Annotated in this window: 18 protein-coding genes; 5 read left to right on the top strand and 13 right to left on the bottom strand. The window is 61.8% G+C overall.

The window, feature by feature from the left end; translation table 11 throughout:
* Positions 1-51 precede the first annotated feature (51 nt).
* The 5 genes from IBX54_RS03220 to IBX54_RS03240 form a co-directional block, all read right to left on the bottom strand.
* Positions 52-741: a glutaredoxin domain-containing protein gene (locus IBX54_RS03220; RefSeq protein ID WP_296541219.1), complete on the bottom strand. Its 690-nt coding sequence runs from the start codon at positions 739-741 to the stop codon at positions 52-54.
* Positions 742-753: 12 nt separating this feature from the next.
* Positions 754-2,808, bottom strand: coding sequence for a M3 family metallopeptidase (locus IBX54_RS03225; RefSeq protein WP_296541220.1), 2,055 nt, complete (start codon positions 2,806-2,808; stop codon positions 754-756).
* Between the two features lie 2 nt (positions 2,809-2,810).
* Entirely contained in the window at positions 2,811-3,677 is an 867-nt protein-coding gene (folD, locus tag IBX54_RS03230) for a bifunctional methylenetetrahydrofolate dehydrogenase/methenyltetrahydrofolate cyclohydrolase FolD (protein ID WP_296541221.1), read from the bottom strand.
* 74 nt (positions 3,678-3,751) lie between these two features.
* Entirely contained in the window at positions 3,752-4,378 is a 627-nt protein-coding gene (locus IBX54_RS03235) for a response regulator (protein ID WP_296541222.1), read from the bottom strand.
* Positions 4,375-6,927, bottom strand: a complete 2,553-nt coding sequence (locus tag IBX54_RS03240; protein ID WP_296541223.1) for a PAS domain-containing sensor histidine kinase — start codon at positions 6,925-6,927, stop codon at positions 4,375-4,377. Before IBX54_RS03240 ends, IBX54_RS03235 begins: the two co-directional genes overlap by 4 nt.
* 157 nt (positions 6,928-7,084) lie before the next feature.
* Here IBX54_RS03240 and aceE point away from each other — a divergent pair, with 157 nt between their 5' ends.
* From aceE to lpdA, 3 genes are all read left to right on the top strand, one after another.
* Positions 7,085-9,796 carry a pyruvate dehydrogenase (acetyl-transferring), homodimeric type gene (aceE, locus tag IBX54_RS03245; protein WP_296541224.1) on the top strand — a complete coding sequence of 904 codons (2,712 nt, stop codon included), beginning with the start codon at positions 7,085-7,087 and terminating at the stop codon, positions 9,794-9,796.
* A 24-nt stretch (positions 9,797-9,820) separates the two neighbouring features.
* The gene (gene aceF, locus IBX54_RS03250) at positions 9,821-11,503 is read left to right on the top strand and encodes a dihydrolipoyllysine-residue acetyltransferase (RefSeq protein WP_296541225.1); all 1,683 of its coding nucleotides are present in this window, start codon (positions 9,821-9,823) and stop codon (positions 11,501-11,503) included.
* Positions 11,504-11,696: 193 nt separating this feature from the next.
* Positions 11,697-13,571 carry a dihydrolipoyl dehydrogenase gene (lpdA, locus tag IBX54_RS03255; protein WP_296541226.1) on the top strand — a complete coding sequence of 625 codons (1,875 nt, stop codon included), beginning with the start codon at positions 11,697-11,699 and terminating at the stop codon, positions 13,569-13,571.
* Between the two features lie 78 nt (positions 13,572-13,649).
* Here the strand turns inward: lpdA and IBX54_RS03260 are convergent, their stop codons facing one another.
* From IBX54_RS03260 to IBX54_RS03295, 8 genes are read right to left on the bottom strand one after another with little or no spacing between them, the layout of a single operon-like run.
* Positions 13,650-15,167 carry a proton-conducting transporter membrane subunit gene (locus tag IBX54_RS03260; RefSeq protein WP_296541227.1) on the bottom strand — a complete coding sequence of 506 codons (1,518 nt, stop codon included), beginning with the start codon at positions 15,165-15,167 and terminating at the stop codon, positions 13,650-13,652.
* A complete protein-coding gene (locus IBX54_RS03265) occupies positions 15,164-16,600 on the bottom strand; it encodes a proton-conducting transporter membrane subunit (protein ID WP_296541228.1) in 1,437 nt (478 codons plus the stop codon). Before IBX54_RS03265 ends, IBX54_RS03260 begins: the two co-directional genes overlap by 4 nt.
* Positions 16,597-16,896, bottom strand: coding sequence for an NADH-quinone oxidoreductase subunit K (locus IBX54_RS03270; RefSeq protein ID WP_296541229.1), 300 nt, complete (start codon positions 16,894-16,896; stop codon positions 16,597-16,599). Before IBX54_RS03270 ends, IBX54_RS03265 begins: the two co-directional genes overlap by 4 nt.
* On the bottom strand, positions 16,893-17,549 hold the full coding sequence (locus tag IBX54_RS03275; protein WP_296541230.1) for a Na(+)/H(+) antiporter subunit B: 657 nt from the start codon (positions 17,547-17,549) through the stop codon (positions 16,893-16,895). Before IBX54_RS03275 ends, IBX54_RS03270 begins: the two co-directional genes overlap by 4 nt.
* Positions 17,546-17,788, bottom strand: a complete 243-nt coding sequence (locus IBX54_RS03280; protein WP_296541231.1) for a hydrogenase subunit MbhD domain-containing protein — start codon at positions 17,786-17,788, stop codon at positions 17,546-17,548. The genes IBX54_RS03275 and IBX54_RS03280 overlap by 4 nt, the downstream gene beginning before the upstream one ends.
* Positions 17,785-18,087 carry a monovalent cation/H(+) antiporter subunit G gene (mnhG, locus tag IBX54_RS03285; RefSeq protein WP_296541232.1) on the bottom strand — a complete coding sequence of 101 codons (303 nt, stop codon included), beginning with the start codon at positions 18,085-18,087 and terminating at the stop codon, positions 17,785-17,787. The genes IBX54_RS03280 and mnhG overlap by 4 nt, the downstream gene beginning before the upstream one ends.
* The gene (locus IBX54_RS03290; RefSeq protein ID WP_296541233.1) at positions 18,080-18,346 is read right to left on the bottom strand and encodes a monovalent cation/H+ antiporter complex subunit F; all 267 of its coding nucleotides are present in this window, start codon (positions 18,344-18,346) and stop codon (positions 18,080-18,082) included. The genes mnhG and IBX54_RS03290 overlap by 8 nt, the downstream gene beginning before the upstream one ends.
* A complete protein-coding gene (locus IBX54_RS03295) occupies positions 18,343-18,810 on the bottom strand; it encodes a Na+/H+ antiporter subunit E (protein WP_296541234.1) in 468 nt (155 codons plus the stop codon). The genes IBX54_RS03290 and IBX54_RS03295 overlap by 4 nt, the downstream gene beginning before the upstream one ends.
* 310 nt (positions 18,811-19,120) lie before the next feature.
* Between IBX54_RS03295 and IBX54_RS03300 the strand changes: the two genes are divergently transcribed.
* A complete protein-coding gene (locus IBX54_RS03300) occupies positions 19,121-20,446 on the top strand; it encodes a ferric reductase-like transmembrane domain-containing protein (RefSeq protein ID WP_296541235.1) in 1,326 nt (441 codons plus the stop codon).
* A 106-nt stretch (positions 20,447-20,552) separates the two neighbouring features.
* A complete protein-coding gene (locus IBX54_RS03305; protein WP_296541236.1) occupies positions 20,553-20,966 on the top strand; it encodes a cytochrome c in 414 nt (137 codons plus the stop codon).
* Positions 20,967-20,989 lie beyond the last annotated feature (23 nt).

The following is a 20,989-nucleotide window of genomic DNA, read 5'->3' on the forward strand; positions in this document are numbered from 1 at the left end:
TTCAAGGACTACCAGTACAGCGTCGATCACCAGATCGCGCTACCCGTCTGACTAAAACTTGATTTCGGCCGGGTTGTCGGGGCTGGTTTGTGGTGCCGTGACGGACGGCAGCAGTGGCTCTGCGGGTGCGCTGGTGGCCGGCTCTGGCGCGGCTGGATTTGCAGGTGCAACCAGCGGGGCTGGCGGTGCTTGGCGGTAGTTGGCTGGCAATTGGTTGCTCTGCGGGTAACCTGCGGCATTCAGATGTTCGGTCCATTCCGAAGTCGAAAAACCCGCGACGTGTTGCGTGCCGATGGTTAAAAATGGCACCGCGTTGCCACCGCTGAGTTTTTGCAAAGCCTCGGCGTCTTGCGCCGTGCCGATGGTTTTTTCTGAAAATGGCACCCCTCTGGCTGTAAGCAGCTTGCGAGCGCTGTCACACGGTGCACAAGCGCCGCTGCTGCTGTAAAGCGTGACCGGGTATTTGCCGACCACCTGGCGCAGCACATAGGGCAGTTCGGGCGCAACAGGCGCGGCAGTTGGCCGCGCGTTTTCCAGCGGCGTAACTTTGCTGGCGGGCGTGGCCGGGGGCTTGTCGGAAAACGTGACCTGGCCGTCCGGCCCGACGATGCGATAGACCGTTTGCGCCTGCAACGTGCCATTGCCAAGAGTGATACAGCCAAAGGCCAGAGTCACCAACCAGCCCAAGGTCGGGTGTGTGTTGGCGACCGCAGACTGATCGGCAAAAAAAGGTGATCGCATGTTGCTCGCTCCTCAGGTAGTTGGCACCATGCCCTGGTGGCGTAGCAGCGCATCCAGGGTGGGTTCGCGGCCACGAAACGCTTTGAACGACTCGATGGCCGGGCGGCTACCGCCCGCTTCCAGAATCGCCTGGCGGTATTTTTGACCGGTTTGCGCATTGGGCAGACCGTCTGAGCCCACCGTTTCTTCAAAGGCGGCATAGGCGTCGCTGCTCAAGACCTCAGCCCATTTATAGCTGTAATAACCGGCCGCATAACCGCCGGCAAAAATGTGGCTGAAGGTGTGCGCGGTGCGCGACCAGACGGGTGGCAGCAGCACCGCCACCTCCTGTCGCACCTGTTGCAGCAGCGGCATGATGTCGTGTGCCGGATCATGCGAGGTGTGCAGCAACATGTCAAACAGCGAAAACTCGATCTGGCGCAGCGTTTGCATGCCGCTCTGGAAGTTTTTGGCGGCGAGCATCTTGTCGAACATCGCGCGTGGCAACGGTGCATTGGTGTCAACGTGGGCCGACATGTTTTTGATGACGTCCCACTCCCAGCAGAAGTTCTCCATGAACTGGCTGGGCAGCTCGACGGCGTCCCATTCGACGCCGCTGATGCCCGACACGTCACGCTCATTCACCCGCGTCAGCATGTGGTGCAAGCCGTGGCCAAATTCGTGGAACAGGGTGGTGACATCGTCATGCGTCAGCAAGGCCGGTTTGCCATTCACGCCACTGGCAAAATTGCACACCAAGTGCGCCACCGGGGTCTGCAATTGCTGCGTGTCGGGGCGCAGCCAGCGCGCGCGCACGTCGTCCATCCATGCGCCGCCGCGCTTGCCGTTGCGTGCCTGCGGGTCGAGGTAAAACTGGCCCACCAACTCGGGTGTGCCTTGCTTGGTGGCGCGCTCGATGCGGAAAAAGCGCACCGACTCATGCCACACCGGGGCGTGGTCCTCGCGAATGCTGACCTCGAACAGGGTTTGCACAATGTCGAACAGGCCGGCCAGCACGCGGGGCAGCGGAAAGTACTGTTTGACTTCTTGTTCGTTGAAGGCGTAACGCGCTTCCTTGAGCTTTTCGCTGATAAAAGGCCAGTCCCAGGCTTGCGGCTCGGTCAGGTTCAGGTGCTCTCTGGCAAAGCTGCGCAGGTCGGCCAGGTCTTGCTCGGCAAAGGGGCGGGCGCGCTGCGCCAGGTCACGTAAAAACGTCACCACCTGCTCGGGCGAGTCGGCCATTTTGGGCACCACCGACAGCGTGCCGAAATTCGGGTACCCCAACAGCTTGGCTTCTTCCAGCCGCAGTGCCAACAGCTCGTTGATGATGTCGGTGTTGTCAAACTGGCTGAGGTCGGTGCCGGCCTGGTCCGAGGCGCGGGTCACGTAGGCGCGGTACAGCGTCTGGCGCAGCGCGCTGCTGCTGGCGAACTGCATCACCGGCAGGTAGCACGGCATTTTGAGCGTGAGTTTGTAGCCTTCCTTGCCGTCGGCCTGGGCTGCGTTGCGGGCAGTTTGTTTGACGTCTTCGGGCAGGCCGTCAAGCTCGGCTTCTTGCGTGTAGTAGGCAAAGGCATCGGTCGCGTCGAGCGCGTTTTCACTGAATTTCTGGCCCAGATAAGCTTGGCGTTCGGCTATTGCCGCAAAGCGCTCACGGTCAGCGCCCTGCAGGTCGGCGCCGCCCAGCACAAAGTTGCGCAGCGCATTTTTGAGCGCCTGGCGTTGTTCGGTGTTGAGGGTTTGCGGATCAATGGTGCGGTATTTGGCGTAAAGCCGCTCGTCGGCCCCCAGGCGGGTGTAGAACTCGGTGACCTTGGGCAGGGCGGCGTTGTAGGCGGCGCGCAGTTCGGGCGTATCCAACACGCTGTTGAGATGGCTGACGCTGCCCCAGGCGCGCGACAGGCGCTCGGTGGCCACGTCGAGCACTTTCGCGATGCCGATCCAGCTGGGCGCAAAGTCAGGCGCTGTCACTGCCTCAAGCGCCGTGTTGGCGTCTGCCAGCAGTTGCGCGATGGCCGGCGCGACGTGTTCCGGGCCGATCTGGTCAAAGTGCGGCAGACCGTCAAAAGAGAGCAGAGGATTGGACATGATTAGCTGGCGGCTCTTTCAGCCGCTTCAAGGGTGTTGACCAGCAGCATGGTAATGGTCATGGGGCCAACCCCGCCCGGCACCGGGGTAATGGCGCTGGCCACCTGGCGCACGCCTGCAAAGTCAACGTCGCCACAGAGCTTGCCTTCATCGTTGCGATTCATGCCCACGTCCAGCACCACGGCACCGGGTTTGACCATGTCAGCAGTCAGCACATTGCGCTTGCCCACGGCCGCCACGATCACATCGGCCATCAGTGTGAAGACCTTGAGATCGGGGGTGGCGCTGTGGCAGATGGTCACGGTGGCATTTTTTTGCAGCAGCATCAGGGCCATGGGCTTGCCAACAATGTTGGAGCGCCCGATCACCACTGCGTGTTTACCGCGCAAGTCGTAGTTGATGGATTCGAGCATCTTCATGCAGCCGTAGGGCGTGCAGGGCAAAAATCCGGGCATGCCGGTCATCAGGGCACCGGCACTGGCCACGTGAAAGCCGTCAACATCCTTGAGCGGCGAAATGGCCTCGATCACCTTGGTGGCGTCAATGTGTTTGGGCACCGGCAACTGCACCAGAATGCCGTGAATGGCGGGATCGTTGTTGAGGGCTTCAATGCGCGCAAGCAGTTCGGCCTCGCTCAGGCTGGCATCAAATTTTTCCAGCACCGAGTGAAAACCACAGTCTTCGCAGCCCCTGACCTTGTTGCGCACATAGACTTGGGATGCCGGGCTGTCGCCGACCAGGATCACCGCCAGACCGGGGGTGATGCCACGCGCCTTGAGCGCCTGCACCCGTGCGGTAACGTCAGCGCGCAGCTTGTGGGACAGTGCGACACCGTCAATGATGAGGGCGCCAGAGGTGTTTGTGGTCATGTTCGTTCATTCATAAAAAAGCCCGCTGATCCAAAAGGGCGGGCGTGTTGGCCAGGGTCAAGGTGATCCGTTGCTCAGGCCTTGACGGCATTGGGTCCCAGTGCGATTTTGAGCAGGTCGGCCACCGTGTTGGCATTGAGTTTTTCCATGATGTTGGCGCGGTGCGCCTCCACCGTTTTGATGCTGATGCCGAGGTCGTCGGCAATTTGTTTGTTCAGGCGACCCGCCACAATGCGTTCGAGCACCTGTGATTCGCGCTGCGTCAGGCGGCCCATCAGGGCATCACGGTTGAGGGCGTTTTGAAACTCGGCAAATGAATCCTTGGCCTGCTCGAGCATGCGCTCGACCAAAGGTACCAGTTGTTGTTCGTTGAAGGGTTTCTGGATAAAGTCCATGGCGCCTTTTTTCATGGTGTCAACCGCCATGGGCACGTCACCGTGGCCGGTGATGAAGGCCAGCGGCAGCGGCGAGTTGCTCTCGATCAGGCGGCTTTGCAGCTCCAGGCCGGTCATGCCGCCCATGCGGATGTCAACGATCAGGCAGGCAACCTCACGCGCATCAAAGCGGTTCAGAAAGGACTCGGCGGAATCGAAGCAGCGCACCCGGTAGTCTTTGCCCTCCAGCATCCATTGCAAGGAATCGCGCACCGCTTCGTCGTCGTCAATGACGTAAACCGTGCCTTTTTTGGGAATCAAGCTCATGATGGAATCAGCAATGTAGGTTGGACTGGACGCTTTGTGGGCGTACTCGATTGGGGTTCAGCTATGGGAATCCAGAAGGTAAAGCAACAACCCGTCACGATGTCCCCATTGTAAAGGTTCTCGGCTTTCATTCTTCCATGGTGCGATTCCACAATGGAACGGCACAAGGACAGGCCTATGCCCATGCCATCAGCCTTGGTCGAATAGAAGGCCTCATACAGGCGTTCCATCGCGTCGGGCGCAATGCCTGCGCCGGAGTCGATGACCACAAATTCGATCACCGCCTTGTCATTGACGTAGGTCTGCGCCACCCTGAGTTTGATGATGCGCTGCGCGCTGGGGCGCTGCGCAGCATCGACCGACTCAGCCGCATTTTTCAGCAGGTTGAGCAGCACTTGTTCGATCAGAATTGGGTCCACCAGCAAGTTGGGCAGGTTGGGCATCAGGTATTGGTTGAGCTTGACGTTGCGCCGGCGCAGTTCGATTTCTGCCAGTTCCACCGCTTCGGCGATCATGGTGGCCACGCTCGAGATGCTGCGGTTGGGTTCACTGCGTTTCACGAAGGAGCGGATGCGATGGATGATCTGACCCGCACGGTGCGCCTGCTTGGCTGTTTTTTCAAGTGCACTGAGCAGCTCATCCTCATTGATCTGCTTGCTATTGATGCGTGACACCATGCCATGGCAATAGTTGTTGATGGCGGTCAGCGGCTGGTTCAGCTCATGGGCCACGCTGGAGGCCATTTCGCCCATGGTGATCAAACGACTGGCGGTTTGTGCCCGCTCGGCCTGCACCTGCGACTGTTCCTCTGCATAACGCCGGGCTGTGATGTCGGTGGCAATCACCATTTGCGCCAAGCGGCCATCGACCCAACTCAGGTAGCGGGTGCGCACCTCCAGCCAAAGCCCTAGCGCGCCGAGGTGGATTTCTGCGCTCTCCGCATCCTTGTCGGCCAGTTGGTCGGTGGGCAGGCCGGCAAAGGCATCGACTGTGTCGCGGGTTTCGTCGCTGTTGGCGGGTGGCAGAACACCCGCCTCGGCCACCAGTTGCATATGGCCCGCCACTTGCGTGCCAAACCACTGCCGGTAGAGCTTGTTGGCGAACAGCAGCTCGTCGCTGCCCAGGGGGGCGACTGAAATGGACGCGTCCAGCGCTTCCAGCACCGTGGTGAAACGGTCATACGATGCGGCCAATTGTTCGCGCGCCCGGTTCGGCTCGGTGATGTCGGTCATGGAGGTCATCCAGCCCGTTTGCATGCCAAAGGCATCGATCAGGGGCGACACGTAGAGCCGGGCATCGAAGATGGTGCCATCTTTGCGTTTGACCCGAAACTGGATGCCGCTGGGCAAGATGCGGCCTGACAGTTCTTCGTTGAGGCGCTGTTTGAGTAGCTCGAAATCTTCCTCGGGCCAGTAGGGGAAAGGCGCTGTTTTTCCCACCAGGTCGGCTTCGCTCCAGCCCGTCATTTGGCAAAAAGCGGCATTCACGTAGGTGATGCGCCCCTGCAGGTCAAGGGCGCGCATGCCGGTAAGCATGGAGTTTTCCATGGCGCGGCGAAAAGCGGTTTCCTGCACCAGGGCATCTTGCGCCTGAATGCGCCTGCGGGTATGGCTCCAGTTGGCCAGCAGCAGCCAGGCAGTGATGGCACTGAGCACCATCACCAACCAGAACAGTGCGCTGCCAATCACGCCCAGCGAGGTTCGGTAGGCCTGGCCGCGCAGGGTCAAACCATTGCCGATGGGTGACACCGGCATTTCGTAAACGTTGACGGGGCTGGCCCAGGGCAGTAAGTGACGCTTGAGCCGCCCCTCCGACATGGTTGTGCCGGCCAGCAATTTGCCTTGCGCGTTGTGCAGCGACATGGCGTATTTGGCGTTTATTTCGTCGGGCACGCCGTAGCGAAACGCGGCATCCACCGAGTAAAGCGCCAGCAGGGTGCCTTTGAAACGCGCCTTCTCGATCAATGGCAAGTAAAGTTCCAGCGTGGAAGATATGCCCTCCCGGGCATTTGGCTCAGAATAGATCGGGATCAACAGTTCGCGGGCAAGCCCAAAGTTGTCGATCGTCCCTTCGGTAATGTCGGCAAGTTCCCCCGATTTTTGTTCTGGGGCCGGGAGGTTGGCGGTGTGGTAGTCCGCCCGCACCCGGCGGTGCTCATCAATCCAGGTCAGGCCCTGCAACTCGGGGTAGAGATTGGCCAGCGCTTCGGCGCGGATCATGAAGTTGTTGTGGCTGATTTCACGGCTGGCTACCTCACGCGCAAAGCGTCCCAGTTGTTCCTGTTGTTCGAGCAGGCGCAGGCGCAGGCGTTGTTGGGTGTACTCCACATCGCGATTGATCGCCTCTCGTTCGCGCGAAATTTCTTCCAGCCGCAGGTAGGCAAAAGCGGACAGGATGGCCGCCAAAAAGAGCACCACGGCCGCCAGCGGCGCCATCATGGCAAAGCGGTCCTGGCGCTGGGGCGTCAGGCGTAACCACCAGGTTTTCAGGCGTCGCCACGGACTTGCTGTAAGTGCCTTGGGCAAGGGAAGACTTTGTGACAGGGGCATGGTCGGAGTGTAGGATAGCTGTGTTTGAAGTTATTTCATATTACAAAACTAATAAGCACGATTTGAAATAATTTGCAAAACCCTCTAAAATTAAATCAGCTTTATAAATGGCAAACTCCACTACCATCCACGAGCTAAACATTACAGGAGACAAAGCATGTCAGTCATACCCGAGAGCCGAGCAGGTGAGTCCATGTCGGACGCAGATACTCAGGAAACCCGTGAATGGATGGACGCCCTGAGCGCCGTCATCGAGAGTGAGGGCCCCGAGCGCGCCCACTTTCTGCTTGAGCAACTGCTCGAACATGCGCGTCAAAGCAGCATCGACATGCCGTTTTCCGCCAACACCGGCTATGTGAACACGCTTGAGCCCGATCAAGAGGAGCGTTGCCCCGGCAACATCGAAATTGAGGAACGGCTGCGCGCCTACATGCGCTGGAACGCCATGGCCATGGTGGTCAAGGCCAATCGCCATCACCCCGAAGACGGTGGCGACCTGGGCGGCCACATTGGCTCGTTCGCCAGCCTGGCGCACATGTTCGGTGCCGGCTTCAACCACTTCTGGCACGCCGAATCTGAAAACCATGGCGGCGACTGCATCTACATTCAGGGCCATGTGGCACCCGGCGTCTATGCCCGTGCCTATATGGAAGGCCGTCTATCTGAAGAGCAGTTGCTGCATTTCCGCCAGGAAACCGGCGGTAAGGGCCTGTCGAGCTACCCGCATCCCAAGCTGATGCCCGAGTTCTGGCAGTTCCCCACGGTCTCGATGGGCCTGGGCCCGCTGATGGCGATTTACCAGGCGCGCTTTCTCAAGTATTTGCACGCCCGCGGCATTGCCAACACCGAAAACCGCAAGGTCTGGGTGTTCTGCGGCGACGGCGAAATGGACGAGGTTGAAAGCCTTGGTGCCATCGGCCTGGCGGCCCGTGAAAAGCTCGACAACCTGGTATTTGTCATCAACTGCAACCTGCAGCGCCTGGACGGCCCGGTGCGCGGCAACGGCAAGATCATTCAGGAACTCGAAGGCACTTTCCGCGGCGCTGGCTGGAACGTGATCAAGCTGCTCTGGGGCAGCAACTGGGACCCGCTGCTGGCACGCGACAAGGACGGCGCGCTGCGCAAGGTCATGATGGACACGCTCGATGGCGACTACCAAACCTTCAAGTCCAACGACGGCGCTTATGTGCGCAAGCATTTCTTTGGCCGTGACCCCAAAACGCTTGAGATGGTGGCCAAGATGAGCGACGACGACATCTGGAACCTGCGCCGCGGCGGCCATGACCCGCAAAAGGTCTATGCCGCCTACCACGCTGCAGTCAACCATACGGGCCAGCCCACCGTGCTGCTGATCAAGACCGTCAAGGGTTTTGGCATGGGCAAGAGCGGCGAGGGCAAGAACAACGTGCACCAGACCAAGAAGCTCACCGACAACGACATCAAAATCTTCCGCGATCGCTTCAACATCCCGATTCCGGACAGCCAGATTGCCGACATCCCGTTCTACAAACCGGCTGACGATACGCCCGAGATGAAGTACCTGCACGAGCGCCGCAAGGCGTTGGGCGGCTACCTGCCGCACCGCCGTACCAAGGCCGACGAGCACTTCACCGTGCCAGCTCTCGAGGTGTTCAAGAGCGTGATCGAGCCCACCGCCGAAGGCCGTGAAATCTCCACCACGCAAGCCTATGTGCGCTTTTTGACGCAACTGCTGCGTGACCAGGCACTGGGCCCGCGCGTGGTGCCGATCCTGGTGGACGAAGGCCGTACTTTCGGCATGGAAGGGCTGTTCCGCCAGATTGGCATTTACAACCCCGATGGCCAGCAGTACACACCGGTCGATAAAGATCAGGTGATGTATTACAAAGAGTCGGCCAATGGGCAGGTGTTGCAAGAGGGCATCAACGAAGCCGGCGGCATGGCCAGCTGGATCGCTGCGGCCACCAGTTACAGCAACAGCAATCGCATCATGGTGCCGTTTTACGTCTATTACTCGATGTTCGGCTTCCAGCGCATTGGCGACCTGGCTTGGGCTGCCGGCGACATGCAGGCACGCGGCTTTTTGCTGGGCGGCACCAGCGGGCGCACCACGCTCAACGGCGAGGGCCTGCAGCACGAAGACGGCCACAGCCACATTTTGGCGGGCACGATTCCGAACTGCGTCTCGTATGACCCGACCTTTGCGCATGAAGTAGGTGTGATCCTGCATCACGGCCTGAAACGCATGGTTGAAAAGCAGGACAACGTCTATTACTACATTACCCTGCTCAATGAAAACTACGCCATGCCCGGCCTCACGCCCGGCACCGAAGAGCAGATCATCAAGGGCATGTACCTGAGCAAACCCGGTGCCGATGGTGCCAGCGGCCCGCGCGTGCAACTGCTGGGCTCGGGCACGATTTTGCGCGAGAGCTTCTTTGCGCAAAAACTGCTGGCCGTGGACTGGGGCGTGACCGCCGACGTGTGGAGCTGCCCGAGCTTCAACGAACTGGCGCGCGACGGCCAGGCTTGCGAGCGCGACAACCTGCTGCACCCGACCGCCGAGGCCAAGGTACCGTTTGTGACGCAACAACTGGCCGATCACGACGGCCCGGTGGTGGCATCGACCGACTACATGAAAGCCTACGCTGAGCAAATTCGCCCGTTCGTTCCAAAAGGCCGCACTTACAAGGTGCTGGGCACCGACGGCTTTGGCCGCAGCGACTTCCGCTCCAAACTGCGCGAGCACTTCGAGATCAACCGCCATTTCATCGTGGTGGCCGCCCTCAAGGCGCTGAGCGAAGACGGCAAACTGCCGGTGAGCAAAGTGGCCGAGGCGATTGCCAAGTACGGCATCAACACCGACAAAGTGAATCCGCTGTACGCGTAAGTCAACAACTGATCAGGAAATAACATGGCAATCATAGAAATCAAGGTCCCCGACATTGGCGACTTTTCAGACGTGGCAGTGATTGAGCTGCTGGTCAAACCCGGCGACACGGTCAAGGCCGAACAAAGTTTGCTCACGGTCGAATCCGACAAGGCATCGATGGAAATTCCGTCGAGCCATGCCGGTGTGGTCAAGGAACTCAAAGTGGCGCTGGGCGACAAGGTGAGCGAAGGCTCGTTGATATTGACGCTTGAAGCGGCCGGTGACGCAGCAGCACCTGTGGCGCAAGCCCCCGCCGCTGCCGCGCCTGCCGCTGCGCCAGTAGCGACAACGGCAGCGCCCGCTGCGCCTGCTGCACCGCTTGTGGCGATTGGCCCGGTCGAAGTGCGCGTGCCTGATATCGGCGACTTCAAGGACGTCGCCGTGATCGAGGTCATGGTCAAAGAGGGTGACACGATCAAGCAGGAGCAAAGCCTGATCACGGTGGAATCCGACAAAGCCTCGATGGAAATCCCGTCGAGCGCCGCCGGTGTCATCAAGTCGCTCAAGGTCAAGCTTGGCGACAAGGTCAACATGGGTGACTTGCTGGCCATTCTGGAAGGTTCTGCCGCCACCGCCCCGGCAGCTGCAGCAGCTCCGGCAGATACTGCAGCTCCGGCAGATGCCGCACCCGTTGCCGCCACGTCAACCGCAGGCGCACCGGCAGCCGCCGCTACCAGCGTGCTGGCCGCTCCGGCCCATGTGCCCACGGCGACACCGGCGCTGGGTCTGCCGCACGCTTCGCCGTCGGTACGCAAGTTCGCCCGCGAACTCGGTGTGCCATTGAATGAGGTCAAGGGCAGCGGGCTCAAGGGCCGCATCACCGACGTTGACGTGCAATCGTTCACGCGCTCGGTCATGAGCGGCGCGCTGCAAACCCAGGCCATTGCGGCCAGCCAGGCGGCCAAACCGGCGGCAGGTGGGGGCGGCTCCGAGCTTGGCCTGATTCCGTGGCCCAAGGTGGACTTTGCCAAGTTTGGCCCGGTGGAGCGCAAAGAGCTCAGCCGCATCAAGAAGATCAGCGGTGCCAACCTGTTGCGTAACGCCATCATGATTCCGGCCGTGACCAACCACGACGACTGCGACATCACCGACCTGGAAGCCTTCCGTGTCAGCACCAACAAGGAAAACGAAAAATCGGGTGTCAAGGTCACCATGCTGGCGTTCCTGATCAAAGCCTGCGTGGCCGCGCTCAAGAAATACCCCGAGTTCAACAGCAGCCTCGACGGCGACGCGCTGATCTACAAGCAGTATTTCCACATCGGCTTTGCCGCCGACACGCCCAATGGCCTGATGGTGCCGGTGATCAAGGATGCCGACCAGAAAGGCATCTTCCAGATTTCAAAGGAGATGGGCGAACTGGCCAAAAAAGCACGCGACGGCAAACTGGGCCCGGCCGAGATGACCGGCGCCAGCTTCACCATCAGCAGCCTGGGCGGCATTGGCGGGCGCTATTTCACACCCATCATCAACGCGCCTGAAGTAGCGATTCTGGGCGTCTGCCGCTCGACCATCGAGCCGGTGTGGGACGGCAAGGCGTTCCAGCCGCGGCTGATGCTGCCGCTCTCGCTCACCTGGGATCACCGCGTGATCGACGGCGCTGCTGCGGCCCGCTTCAATGTCTATCTGGGGCAGATTCTGGGCGACTTCCGCCGGGTGCTGCTCTGATTTGGCTGTCATTGCGAGCCCTGCCGAATCGGCCCCGATAACGCACACGGACCATGAACAAAGAGATCGTCACTGCGAGCGTAGCGCGGCAGTCCATGCAGTCAGAAGACATGGATTGCTTCACTGCGTTCGCAATGACGGGCTGTTCATGAAAAACGAAGTCAAACAGCTTCCAATAAATTAGGAATTAGACATGGCACTTATTGACATCAAGGTCCCCGATATCGGTGACTTTTCAGACGTGGCAGTGATCGAGCTGCTGGTCAAGCCCGGCGACACCATCAAGGCCGAGCAAAGCCTCATTACCGTGGAGTCTGACAAAGCCTCCATGGAAATCCCCAGCAGCCACGCCGGTGTGGTGAAAGAACTCAAGGTGGCCTTGGGCGACAAGGTGAGCGAAGGCTCATTGCTGCTGGTGCTGGAATCTGCTGATGCCGTTGTAGCCAGCGCCACCACGACCCCTGTCATTGCGAACGAAGTGAAGCAATCCACGGATGGATTGCCACGGGCCGATGGCCCTCGCAATGACGTCTCTGCAGTTGCCGCGCCCGTCAACACACCCACGGCCGCCAGCTTTGCCGGCACGGCAGACCTGGACTGCGACCTGCTGGTGATGGGCGGTGGCCCGGGCGGCTACTCGGCCGCTTTCCGCGCCGCCGACCTCGGCCTCAAGGTGGTGCTGGTCGAGCGCTACGCCACTTTGGGCGGCGTTTGCCTGAATGTGGGCTGCATCCCCAGCAAGGCACTGTTGCATGTGGCGAGCGTGATCGACGAAGCGAGTCACATGGCCGCGCTCGGCGTGGATTTTGGCAAACCCGTGATCAATGTGGACACGCTGCGTGGCCACAAAGAAAAGGTGGTGAGCAAGCTCACCGGCGGCCTGGGCGCCATGGCCAAGATGCGTAAAGTGACCGTGGTGCGCGGCTATGGTGCCTTTGTCGGTGCCAACCATGTGCAGGTCGAGGAAACCACCGGTACCGGGCAGGAAAAAACCGGCAAGGTGCAAACCATTGCCTTCCAGAAGTGCATCATCGCCGCTGGCAGTCAGGCCGTGCGCCTGCCGTTCATACCCAACGACCCGCGCGTGGTGGACTCTACCGGTGCGCTGGCGCTGAAAGAAGTACCCAAACGCATGCTGATCCTGGGCGGTGGCATCATCGGCCTGGAAATGGGCACGGTCTATAGCACGCTGGGCGCACGCCTGGATGTGGTCGAAATGCTCGACGGCCTGATGCAGGGTGCCGATCGAGACCTGGTCAAAATCTGGCAAAAGATGAATGCCAAGCGCTTTGACAAAATCATGCTCAAGACGAAGACCGTAGCTGCAGAGGCAACACCCGAAGGCATCAAGGTCACCTTTGCACCAGCAGAAGAGGGCGTGCAAGTGCCCGAACCACAGGTCTATGACCTGGTACTGCAAGCGGTGGGGCGCGCGCCCAACGGCAAGAAGATTGCCGCTGACAAGGCTGGCGTGGCGGTGACCGACCGCGGCTTCATCAACGTTGACATCCAGATGCGCACCAACGTGCCGCACATCTTTGCCATTGGAGACATCGTTGGCCAGCCCATGCTGGCGCACAAGGCGGTGCATGAGGCGCATGTGGCCGCCGAGGTGATTGCCGGTGAATTGCAAGGCAACAAGGAATTGGCGGCCGCCGCCTTCAACGCCCGTGTGATCCCGAGCGTGGCTTACACCGACCCCGAAGTCGCCTGGGTCGGCCTCACCGAAGACCAGGCCAAAGCGCAGGGCATCAAGGTCAAAAAAGGCCTGTTTCCCTGGACGGCATCGGGCCGCGCCATTGCCAACGGCCGCGACGAAGGCGTCACCAAGCTGCTGTTTGACGATTCTCCCGAAGCCCATGGCCACGGCAAAATCCTGGGTGGCGGCATGGTTGGTACCCACGCCGGTGACATGATCGGCGAGGTGGCCCTGGCGATCGAGATGGGCGCGGATGCCATTGACATCAGCAAAACCATCCACCCGCACCCGACGCTGGGTGAGAGCATTGGCATGGCAGCCGAGGTGGCGCATGGCAGTTGCACAGACTTGCCGCCTGCCAAGAAGTAAGTAGTCGCTACAAGCACCAACAGCAAGCCTGAACCTTGACCGGTTCGGGCTTTTTGCTGTCTGGTAGGGCTTTGATCGTCATGGCAAGGTGATTCCCTGTCGATATTCACGTTCGGCGACCATTTTTGCCCAGTTCAGTGGACTGACTGGTGACTCGGGGAATAGACCCGCTGCCAGCGTCATGGTTGCCGTGAACAAGGGCGGTAACAGCAGCAGCCAAGCCGTCTCGCGCCAACCGCGCGCGGCGATGTGCTCCTGCGGCCAGGCGATCGGCACCGGCCGCGACCAGGCGCGCCAAAGGATGGGTAAAAAGTAGGCGGCATTGAGCAGGCTGGAGGTCCACAGCACCCAGATTGCCCAGTCCATACCGGCTGCTGTTGCGCCGTCTGATAGCCATGCTTTGCTGATCGCACCCGCCGTGAAGGGCGCGCCCATCATGCCCAGTGCGCCAATCGAAAATGCCAGCGTGGTCAGCGGCATGCGTCTTCCGGCGCCATCCATTTCGCTGACTTTGTGGATGCCCAGGGTTTCCGCGTAATTGCCGGCGCAAAAGAACAGCGTGATCTTCATGATGCCCTGGTGCACCAGATGGACGAGCCCGCCGATGGTGCCGATCGGCCCGAACAGGGTGATTCCCAACGCGATGTAAGACACCTGGCTCACCGTGGAGTAGGCCAGCCGTTTTTTCAGATCGTCCTGGAACAGCGCGCGCAAACTGCCCCAGATGATGGTGATGGCGGCCAGCAGGGCCAGCGGCATCAGCAGATCAAGCGATTGCGCGAACTCGATGCCATAGACTTCATAGACGATGCGCACGATACCGAAGGCGCCGGCTTTGACCACGGCGACTGCATGCAGCAGCGCCGATACCGGTGCAGGCGCCACCATCGCCTGCGGCAGCCAGCCGTGCAGCGGCACCAGTGCCGCCTTGACACCGACACCGGCGATCAGCAGCAAAAAAATGATCTGCAACTGACCCGCATATTCGGGTCCGAGCGCAGCGGCGATGCCGGTATGGGCAAACTCGGTGTGCCCCAGCAGGTGATGCAGCCAGACGATGCCGGTGAGCAGCGCTGTGCCGCCGATCAGCGTGTAGGCGAGATAAATGGTGCCACCGCGCATGGCCTTATCGGTGCCGCGATGGACGACCAGCGGAAAGGTGGCGAGCGTCAGCAGTTCGTAAAAGATGAAGAAGGTGAACAGATTTGCCGCCATCGCGATGCCCATGGTGGCCGTCACACACAGGCTGAAAAAGCCGAAGAAACGGCTGCGGTGCGGCGCGCCTTCCAGGTAGCCAATGGCATACAGGGTGGTGAACAGCCACAACAGCGCCGACAGGCTGATGAACAGCAGCCCCAGGGCATCGGCCTTGAACGCGAGGTCGAGCCCCGGCAGCACGGCGAAGCGCACGCCATATTCTTCACCTGCCGCCACACCAAGCAGCAGTACGGCCACCAGCACGAGCTTGGCGATGGCGCCAAACAGGTTGAGCGTGGTGCGCAGCGCGATCCAGCCTTCGGGCAACGCAAAAATCACCAGCCCGGGCAGCAGCGATGAAGCCAGCACAGCCAGCGGCAGCCACTCGTTGATGATCATGCGACAACTCCGAGCAACTGCATCAGTTCGACCCCGCGCAGTCCCAGCAGCACGCTTGCCGCCGCAAGCGCAAAGGCCGTCCATTCCAGCGTGCGCGGCACCGCCACCAGGGTCTGATCCGACGGTGCCAGCAGGAACGCCTGACGCAGCACCCGAAACACATAGACCGAAGCCAGCAAGCCGCCGGCCAGCACCACCACCACCAGTGGCCAAAAGCCTTGTGCCAGAGCGGCCTCAATGAGCTGCCACTTGGCGAGAAAGCCCGACGAAGGCGGCAGCCCCATCAGCGTCATGCCGGCAAGCCCGAAGGCAAACAGTGTGACGGGCAGGCGCTCGACGGCGCCGACCAGGCCGGCCACCGACTCCTGCCCGGTGGCCTTGATGAACACGCCGGCGGCGACGAACATCGCCGCCTTGGCAAAACCGTGCGCGAAGGCCTGCATTACCCCCGCCTGAATCGCCCCCGGCCCGCTCAAGAGCGGGAAAATGAGAAACAGATAGCCCAGTTGCGCCACGGTGGAATAGGCGATCAGCATTTTCAGGCGTTCGGCGCGAATCGCCCGCCACGATCCCCAGAAAATCGCCAGCGACCCCAGTGTGGCTGGTAGCCACGCCAGCCATTCGGCCGCGGCGACCAGTGGCGCGAACGGGCCGGTCCACAAACGCAGGATCAGGTAAAACGACGCCTTCACCACCAGCGCCGAAAGCAGCGCCGAAACCGGCGCCGGCGCCCCGCCGTGGGCCGGTGGCAGCCAGTAGTGAAAGGGAAACAGGGCGGTCTTGAGCATCAGCCCGACCATCATCAGAGCGCCCGCGAGCCACATCAGGCGCGGCGCTTCGCTCGTCACCAGCGGTGTCAGCACGCTAATCGACACCGTGCCATAGGCGCCATAGATCAGCGCCACGCCAAGCAGATATAGTCCGGAGCCGAGCAGCGTGGCAAACAGATAACGCAGCGCCGCCGCCACCTGCTGCGCGCCGCCGCCAGCGGCCACCAGGCCGACCGCCGCCAGCCCGACCAGTTCGAGCGTGACGTAGATATTGAACAGATCGGCGGAGAGAAACAGCGCATTAAGTCCGGCGATCAGAAAGCCGGCCAGTGGCCAGAAATACGCGCCCGCCGCGTCATCGCGCTTGTAGTAGGCGCTGGCATAGATGGCTAGCGGCAGGGCAACGCACTGGGTGAGCAACAGCATCGCCGCAGAAAGACCGTCGGCGGCCAGATCGATGCCGAGCGGCGCCCCCCAGCCACCGATCGAATGCGCCAAAACCGTCCCGCCAACGCCGACTGCTTGCGCGAGGTTGAAAGCCAGTTCCGCTTGCGCAGCCAGACCCGCGATGGCGAGCCACTTGGCTATCCATTGGCCCCGCCCCGGCCCCAGAACGAAGGCGAGGCTGGCCCAGACGAGCGGCAGGACGATCAGCCAGATCATGCGTCGTCCGCCGGCAATTCAAGTTGGCCGGTCAGCGTGTGCAAGCGCCGCACCAGCGCCAGCGCCAGCGCCGTGGCGGCCACTGCGACAACGATGCCGGTGAGCACCATCGCCTGCGGCACCGGGTCGGGCACATCGTTGCGCTGCGCCAGTCCCACCAGGATCAAAAAAGCACCGCTGCCCATGACATTGAACGCAAGAATGCGGCGCAGCAAGTGGCCGATCAGCAAGATGCCCGCCACGCCCATGGCGAACAGCAGCGCGCCGACGCAGGCGAACAACAGGCCGCTGCTCATGCGTCGTCTCCCGGGTCACGCGACAGGAAGAGGAACAAGCCGGCCAGGATCAGGCCGAGCGAGAGCGTCAGGCCCGCTTCAATCAGCAAGATCAACGCACCTGCCTGTGCCGGCGGGTACTGCAGCAAGGCACCCTGCGCGAGCAAGCCAGCTGCAATGGCAAGAAAGACCAGGAAACCCACCGCCAAGCCCCAGCGCAGCCTGAGCTGCGGCGCCTGCCAACTCGGCAACAACCCGGTCAGGTGCAGCAGCACGGCGGCAGCAGCCAGTACGGCACCGGCCTGGAACGCGCCGCCCGGTTGGAACGCGCCGGCCCAAAGCAGATAGACGGCGACGACGATCATCAGCGGTGCGGCAAGGCGCGCCAAGGTCTGCAGGACTGGATTGACTGCGTGTGGCCGATCACTGGCAGTGTCGATGCCGCTGGCAAGCATGACGATCAGCGCCAGCAACAGCACGGCGATTTCGAGCAGCGTGTCGTAGCCGCGAAAGTTGAGCAGCACGGCGGTGACCGGATGCGCGACGCCGCTCGCCGTCATCTGGGTGGCCACGCTAGCGCGCAGGTTGACACCGCCCGGCAAGGGTTCAAGCAGCGCGCCAATCATCACTGCGGCAAACAGCAAGGCACCCAGGCCCACCACGATACGCTTCATGGCTTCCTCCGCTTGAACGCGCCATAGGCATCAAGCAGCAGCGCACCGGTCAAGCCGGCGCCGATGGCCGCTTCGGCCAGTCCGATGTCCGGCGCGGCCAGGCGCGCCCAGGCCAGCGCCATGAGCAGGCCGAAGGCGATGAACAGCACGATGGCGCGATCGAGCCGATCCACGCTCAGGCAACGTCCGCCGCTCCATAACAGCGCCACGGCCAGCAGCAGGTCAAAGGCCAGGCTCATGGCGCGTCCTTGCGCCAAGGTTTGACGCCGAGGCGGTCGGCGCGGCGTGCAATGGCGTAACTGACACCGGCGCTGGCCGCCAGCACCAGTGGCCAGATGAGCAGGAGTTTGAGGCCGGCGGCGATGCTCTGCGCCTGCAGGGCGAGTCCGAGCAGCACGAAGCCCAGACCCAGGTTGTCGGCCTTGGCCAGCGCATGCAGGCGGCTGTAAACATCGGGGAAACGCAGCAGCCCCAGGGTGCCGGCCGCGTAGAAGCAGGCGCCGACGATCAGCAGGGTAGCACTGACCCAGTCAATCATGTCGCTCTTCCTGCCAGGCGCGCCTGGCGAAAGCGACCCCGCCAATGGCCGCCAGCAGCGCCAGTACCAGCGCCACATCGACCAGCGCAGGCATGGCCATCGCCTGTGCCAGCAACACCAGGATGCCCGTGCCGGTGGAGCCGAACAGCAGCGCCATCAGCATGCGGTCGGCCGCCGTCGGCCCGCGCACCGCTGCCAGCAGGGCGACCACCAGGTTGCCAAGCAGGAACAGCGCGACCGCGAAATCAATCACATTCATGCCTTGCCTCCAAACAGGGCAGCAATGCGCTGTTCCAACGCCCGCGCCTCGACGGCGACAGGCAAATCCTGGTGCAGCACGTGCAGGCGCAGCCGGTTGTTGGCCAGCTGGACCCCCAGCGTGCCTGGCATCAGCCCCAAGACACACGTCAGCAGGACTTGCGGCGCGCCAGCCGGCAAATTCAGAGGCAGTTCAAGGAGCACCGGGTGCAAGGCGACGCGCCCGCGCACGGCCATCAACGCCACTTGCCAGCCGCCGCGCACCGAATTGATGAGAAAAAACGCCAGAAAACCAGGCAGTGCAGCGATGCGCAACCGCTGTGCACGCGGCGGCAACAGCACCAGGCTCGCCCAAGTTGCGGCAATGACGGCGATGCCGCCCAACAGCCAACCTTCCAAGCGCCCTGCGGCCAGCACCCACCACAGCAGGGCAAAGAGCAGCACGCGCCGCAGTACCGCTTGCATCAGCGCGCCGTCCCGCCGGCGACGACGGCAAAAACAAGGTTAACGATCAGTTTGGGTTGCATGATCCTGTTCCCGGTCGAAGCGAATTTTGTAAAACACGTCGGTTGAATTATCGTTTACTGCGTCGGTGACGTGGGCGCCGCGCGGCGTCAATGCGCGGGTGAATTCAAGCTGGATTTCGCGTGTTGGTGTTATCCTTCGCTGGCAGACCGTCCCGTTTTTGCAGGAGTGTTCAGCCCATGAAACGCCATGTCCATCCCGCCTTTATCGGCGCATTGATTATGTGTGCCGATCTCACCGCCGCACACTGATGCTCAATCGCACCTTCGCCCGGGCAGCCCTGTGGATCAGCATCTACCTGTTGCTGGTCGTCGCGCCATTGCTCGTGTTGCTGACCGGCCAGGTGCCGGCCGGCGCGGGTTTCTGGTGGGATTTCTCCATGGCCCTCGGCTTCGCCGGCATGGCTATGCTCGGCGTTCAGTTCGCCCTGACGGCGCGCTTTCGCCGCGCAGCCGCACCCTTCGGCATCGACATCATTTATTACTTCCACCGCTACGCCGCGCTGGTCGCGCTCGGCCTGGTGCTGGCCCATTTCCTGATCATCCGCATTGACAACGTCGCGGCGCTGGGCGCCCTCGACCCGCGCCATGCACCGTGGTACATGACCGCGGGGCGGCTCGCGCTGACGCTGTTCCTTCTCGTCGTCGTCACCTCGCTGTGGCGCAAGCCCTTGCGCATCGACTACGAGCGCTGGCGCCTCTGGCACGCACTGCTCGCCACCACCGCTTTTCTTGCCGCGGTCGGCCACATCGAGGGCGTTGGCTACTACATCAACGCGCCATGGAAACGCGTCCTGTGGACAGGCTTTACGCTCTCGTGGGTGGGGCTCATCGTTTATGTGCGGCTGGTCAAGCCCTGGCGGATGCTGCGCCACCCCTGGCAGGTGACTGAGGTGCGTCCGGAGCGAGGCAACGCCTGGACGCTCGCTCTGGCGCCGGTCGGCCACGCCGGCCTGCGCTTCGCGTCCGGCCAGTTCGCCTGGCTCACGCTTGGCGATTCGCCTTTTCATCTGCGCGAGCACCCGTTCTCGTTTTCCTCTGACGCCGACAGCGGCCGGGTCGAGTTCACCATCAAGGCGCTGGGCGACTTCACGGCCACCATCAAGGACGTTCAACCAGGCACGTTTGCCTATCTTGACGGGCCTTACGGCGTCTTCAGCACCGACCGCCATCCTGCGGCCCCCGGTTTTGTTTTCATCGCCGGCGGCGTCGGCATCGCGCCCATCATGAGCATGCTGCGCACGGCGGCGGCGCGCGCTGAGCGTCGACCCGTCGTGCTGATTTATGCCAACGACCGCTGGGACGAGGTGATTTTTCGAGAGGAACTCGACGCGCTGCGCGGCCGCCTCGGCCTCAAGTTGGTGCATGTGCTGGCCGACCCGCCGCCGGATTGGAAAGGCGAACGCGGCTGGGTCGATACGGCGCTGCTCGAGCGTCATCTGCCGGGGGCGGACAGGTGTAATCTGACATATTTCCTGTGCGGCCCCAAGCCGATGACCGACGCGGCGCAGCACGGACTGCGCACGCTGGGCGTGCCGCTTGCCCGCATCCACTTCGAACTTTTTGATATGGTGTGACGCTCATCCTGAATTCCTCAGTTGACCGTTTAAAAATTTTGATAAGGCAATGAAATGATGACACCAGCAGCCCACTCGGGCGCGTCCAACTGAGGAATCCAAGATCATGCGTGAAACCTGGGTGCGAATCATCGTGGCGGTGAGCGGCGCATTGGCAATCCTGCTGGCGCTGCTATTCGCCTGGTCGCAGAATCCGGACACTGCGACGTCGCACGTCGCGGCAAGCGCCGAACCTTCACCTCTGGTGGCATCTGGCCGCGTCGTCTATCAGGAACAAGGCTGCGCGTCGTGTCACGCCATCGCCGGCGAAGGCAATCCGCGCTTTCCACTGGACGGCATTGGCGACCGGCTCGACGCGGCGGCCGTGCGCGACTGGATTCTCGCCACCGGTGTGGCAGCCACGCAGCTGCCACGGCGCACTGCGATCATGAAGGAGGGCTACCGCGAACTGGGGGTCGACGAGATCGACGCGCTGGTGGCTTATCTGTCAAGCTTGCGCGCCCCGGGCACTGCGCAGTGACGATGCGCGCCAGGTCACGCCGT

The sequence above is a fragment of the Rhodoferax sp. genome (assembly GCF_014859475.1).
GTDB lineage: Bacteria > Pseudomonadota > Gammaproteobacteria > Burkholderiales > Burkholderiaceae_C > Rhodoferax.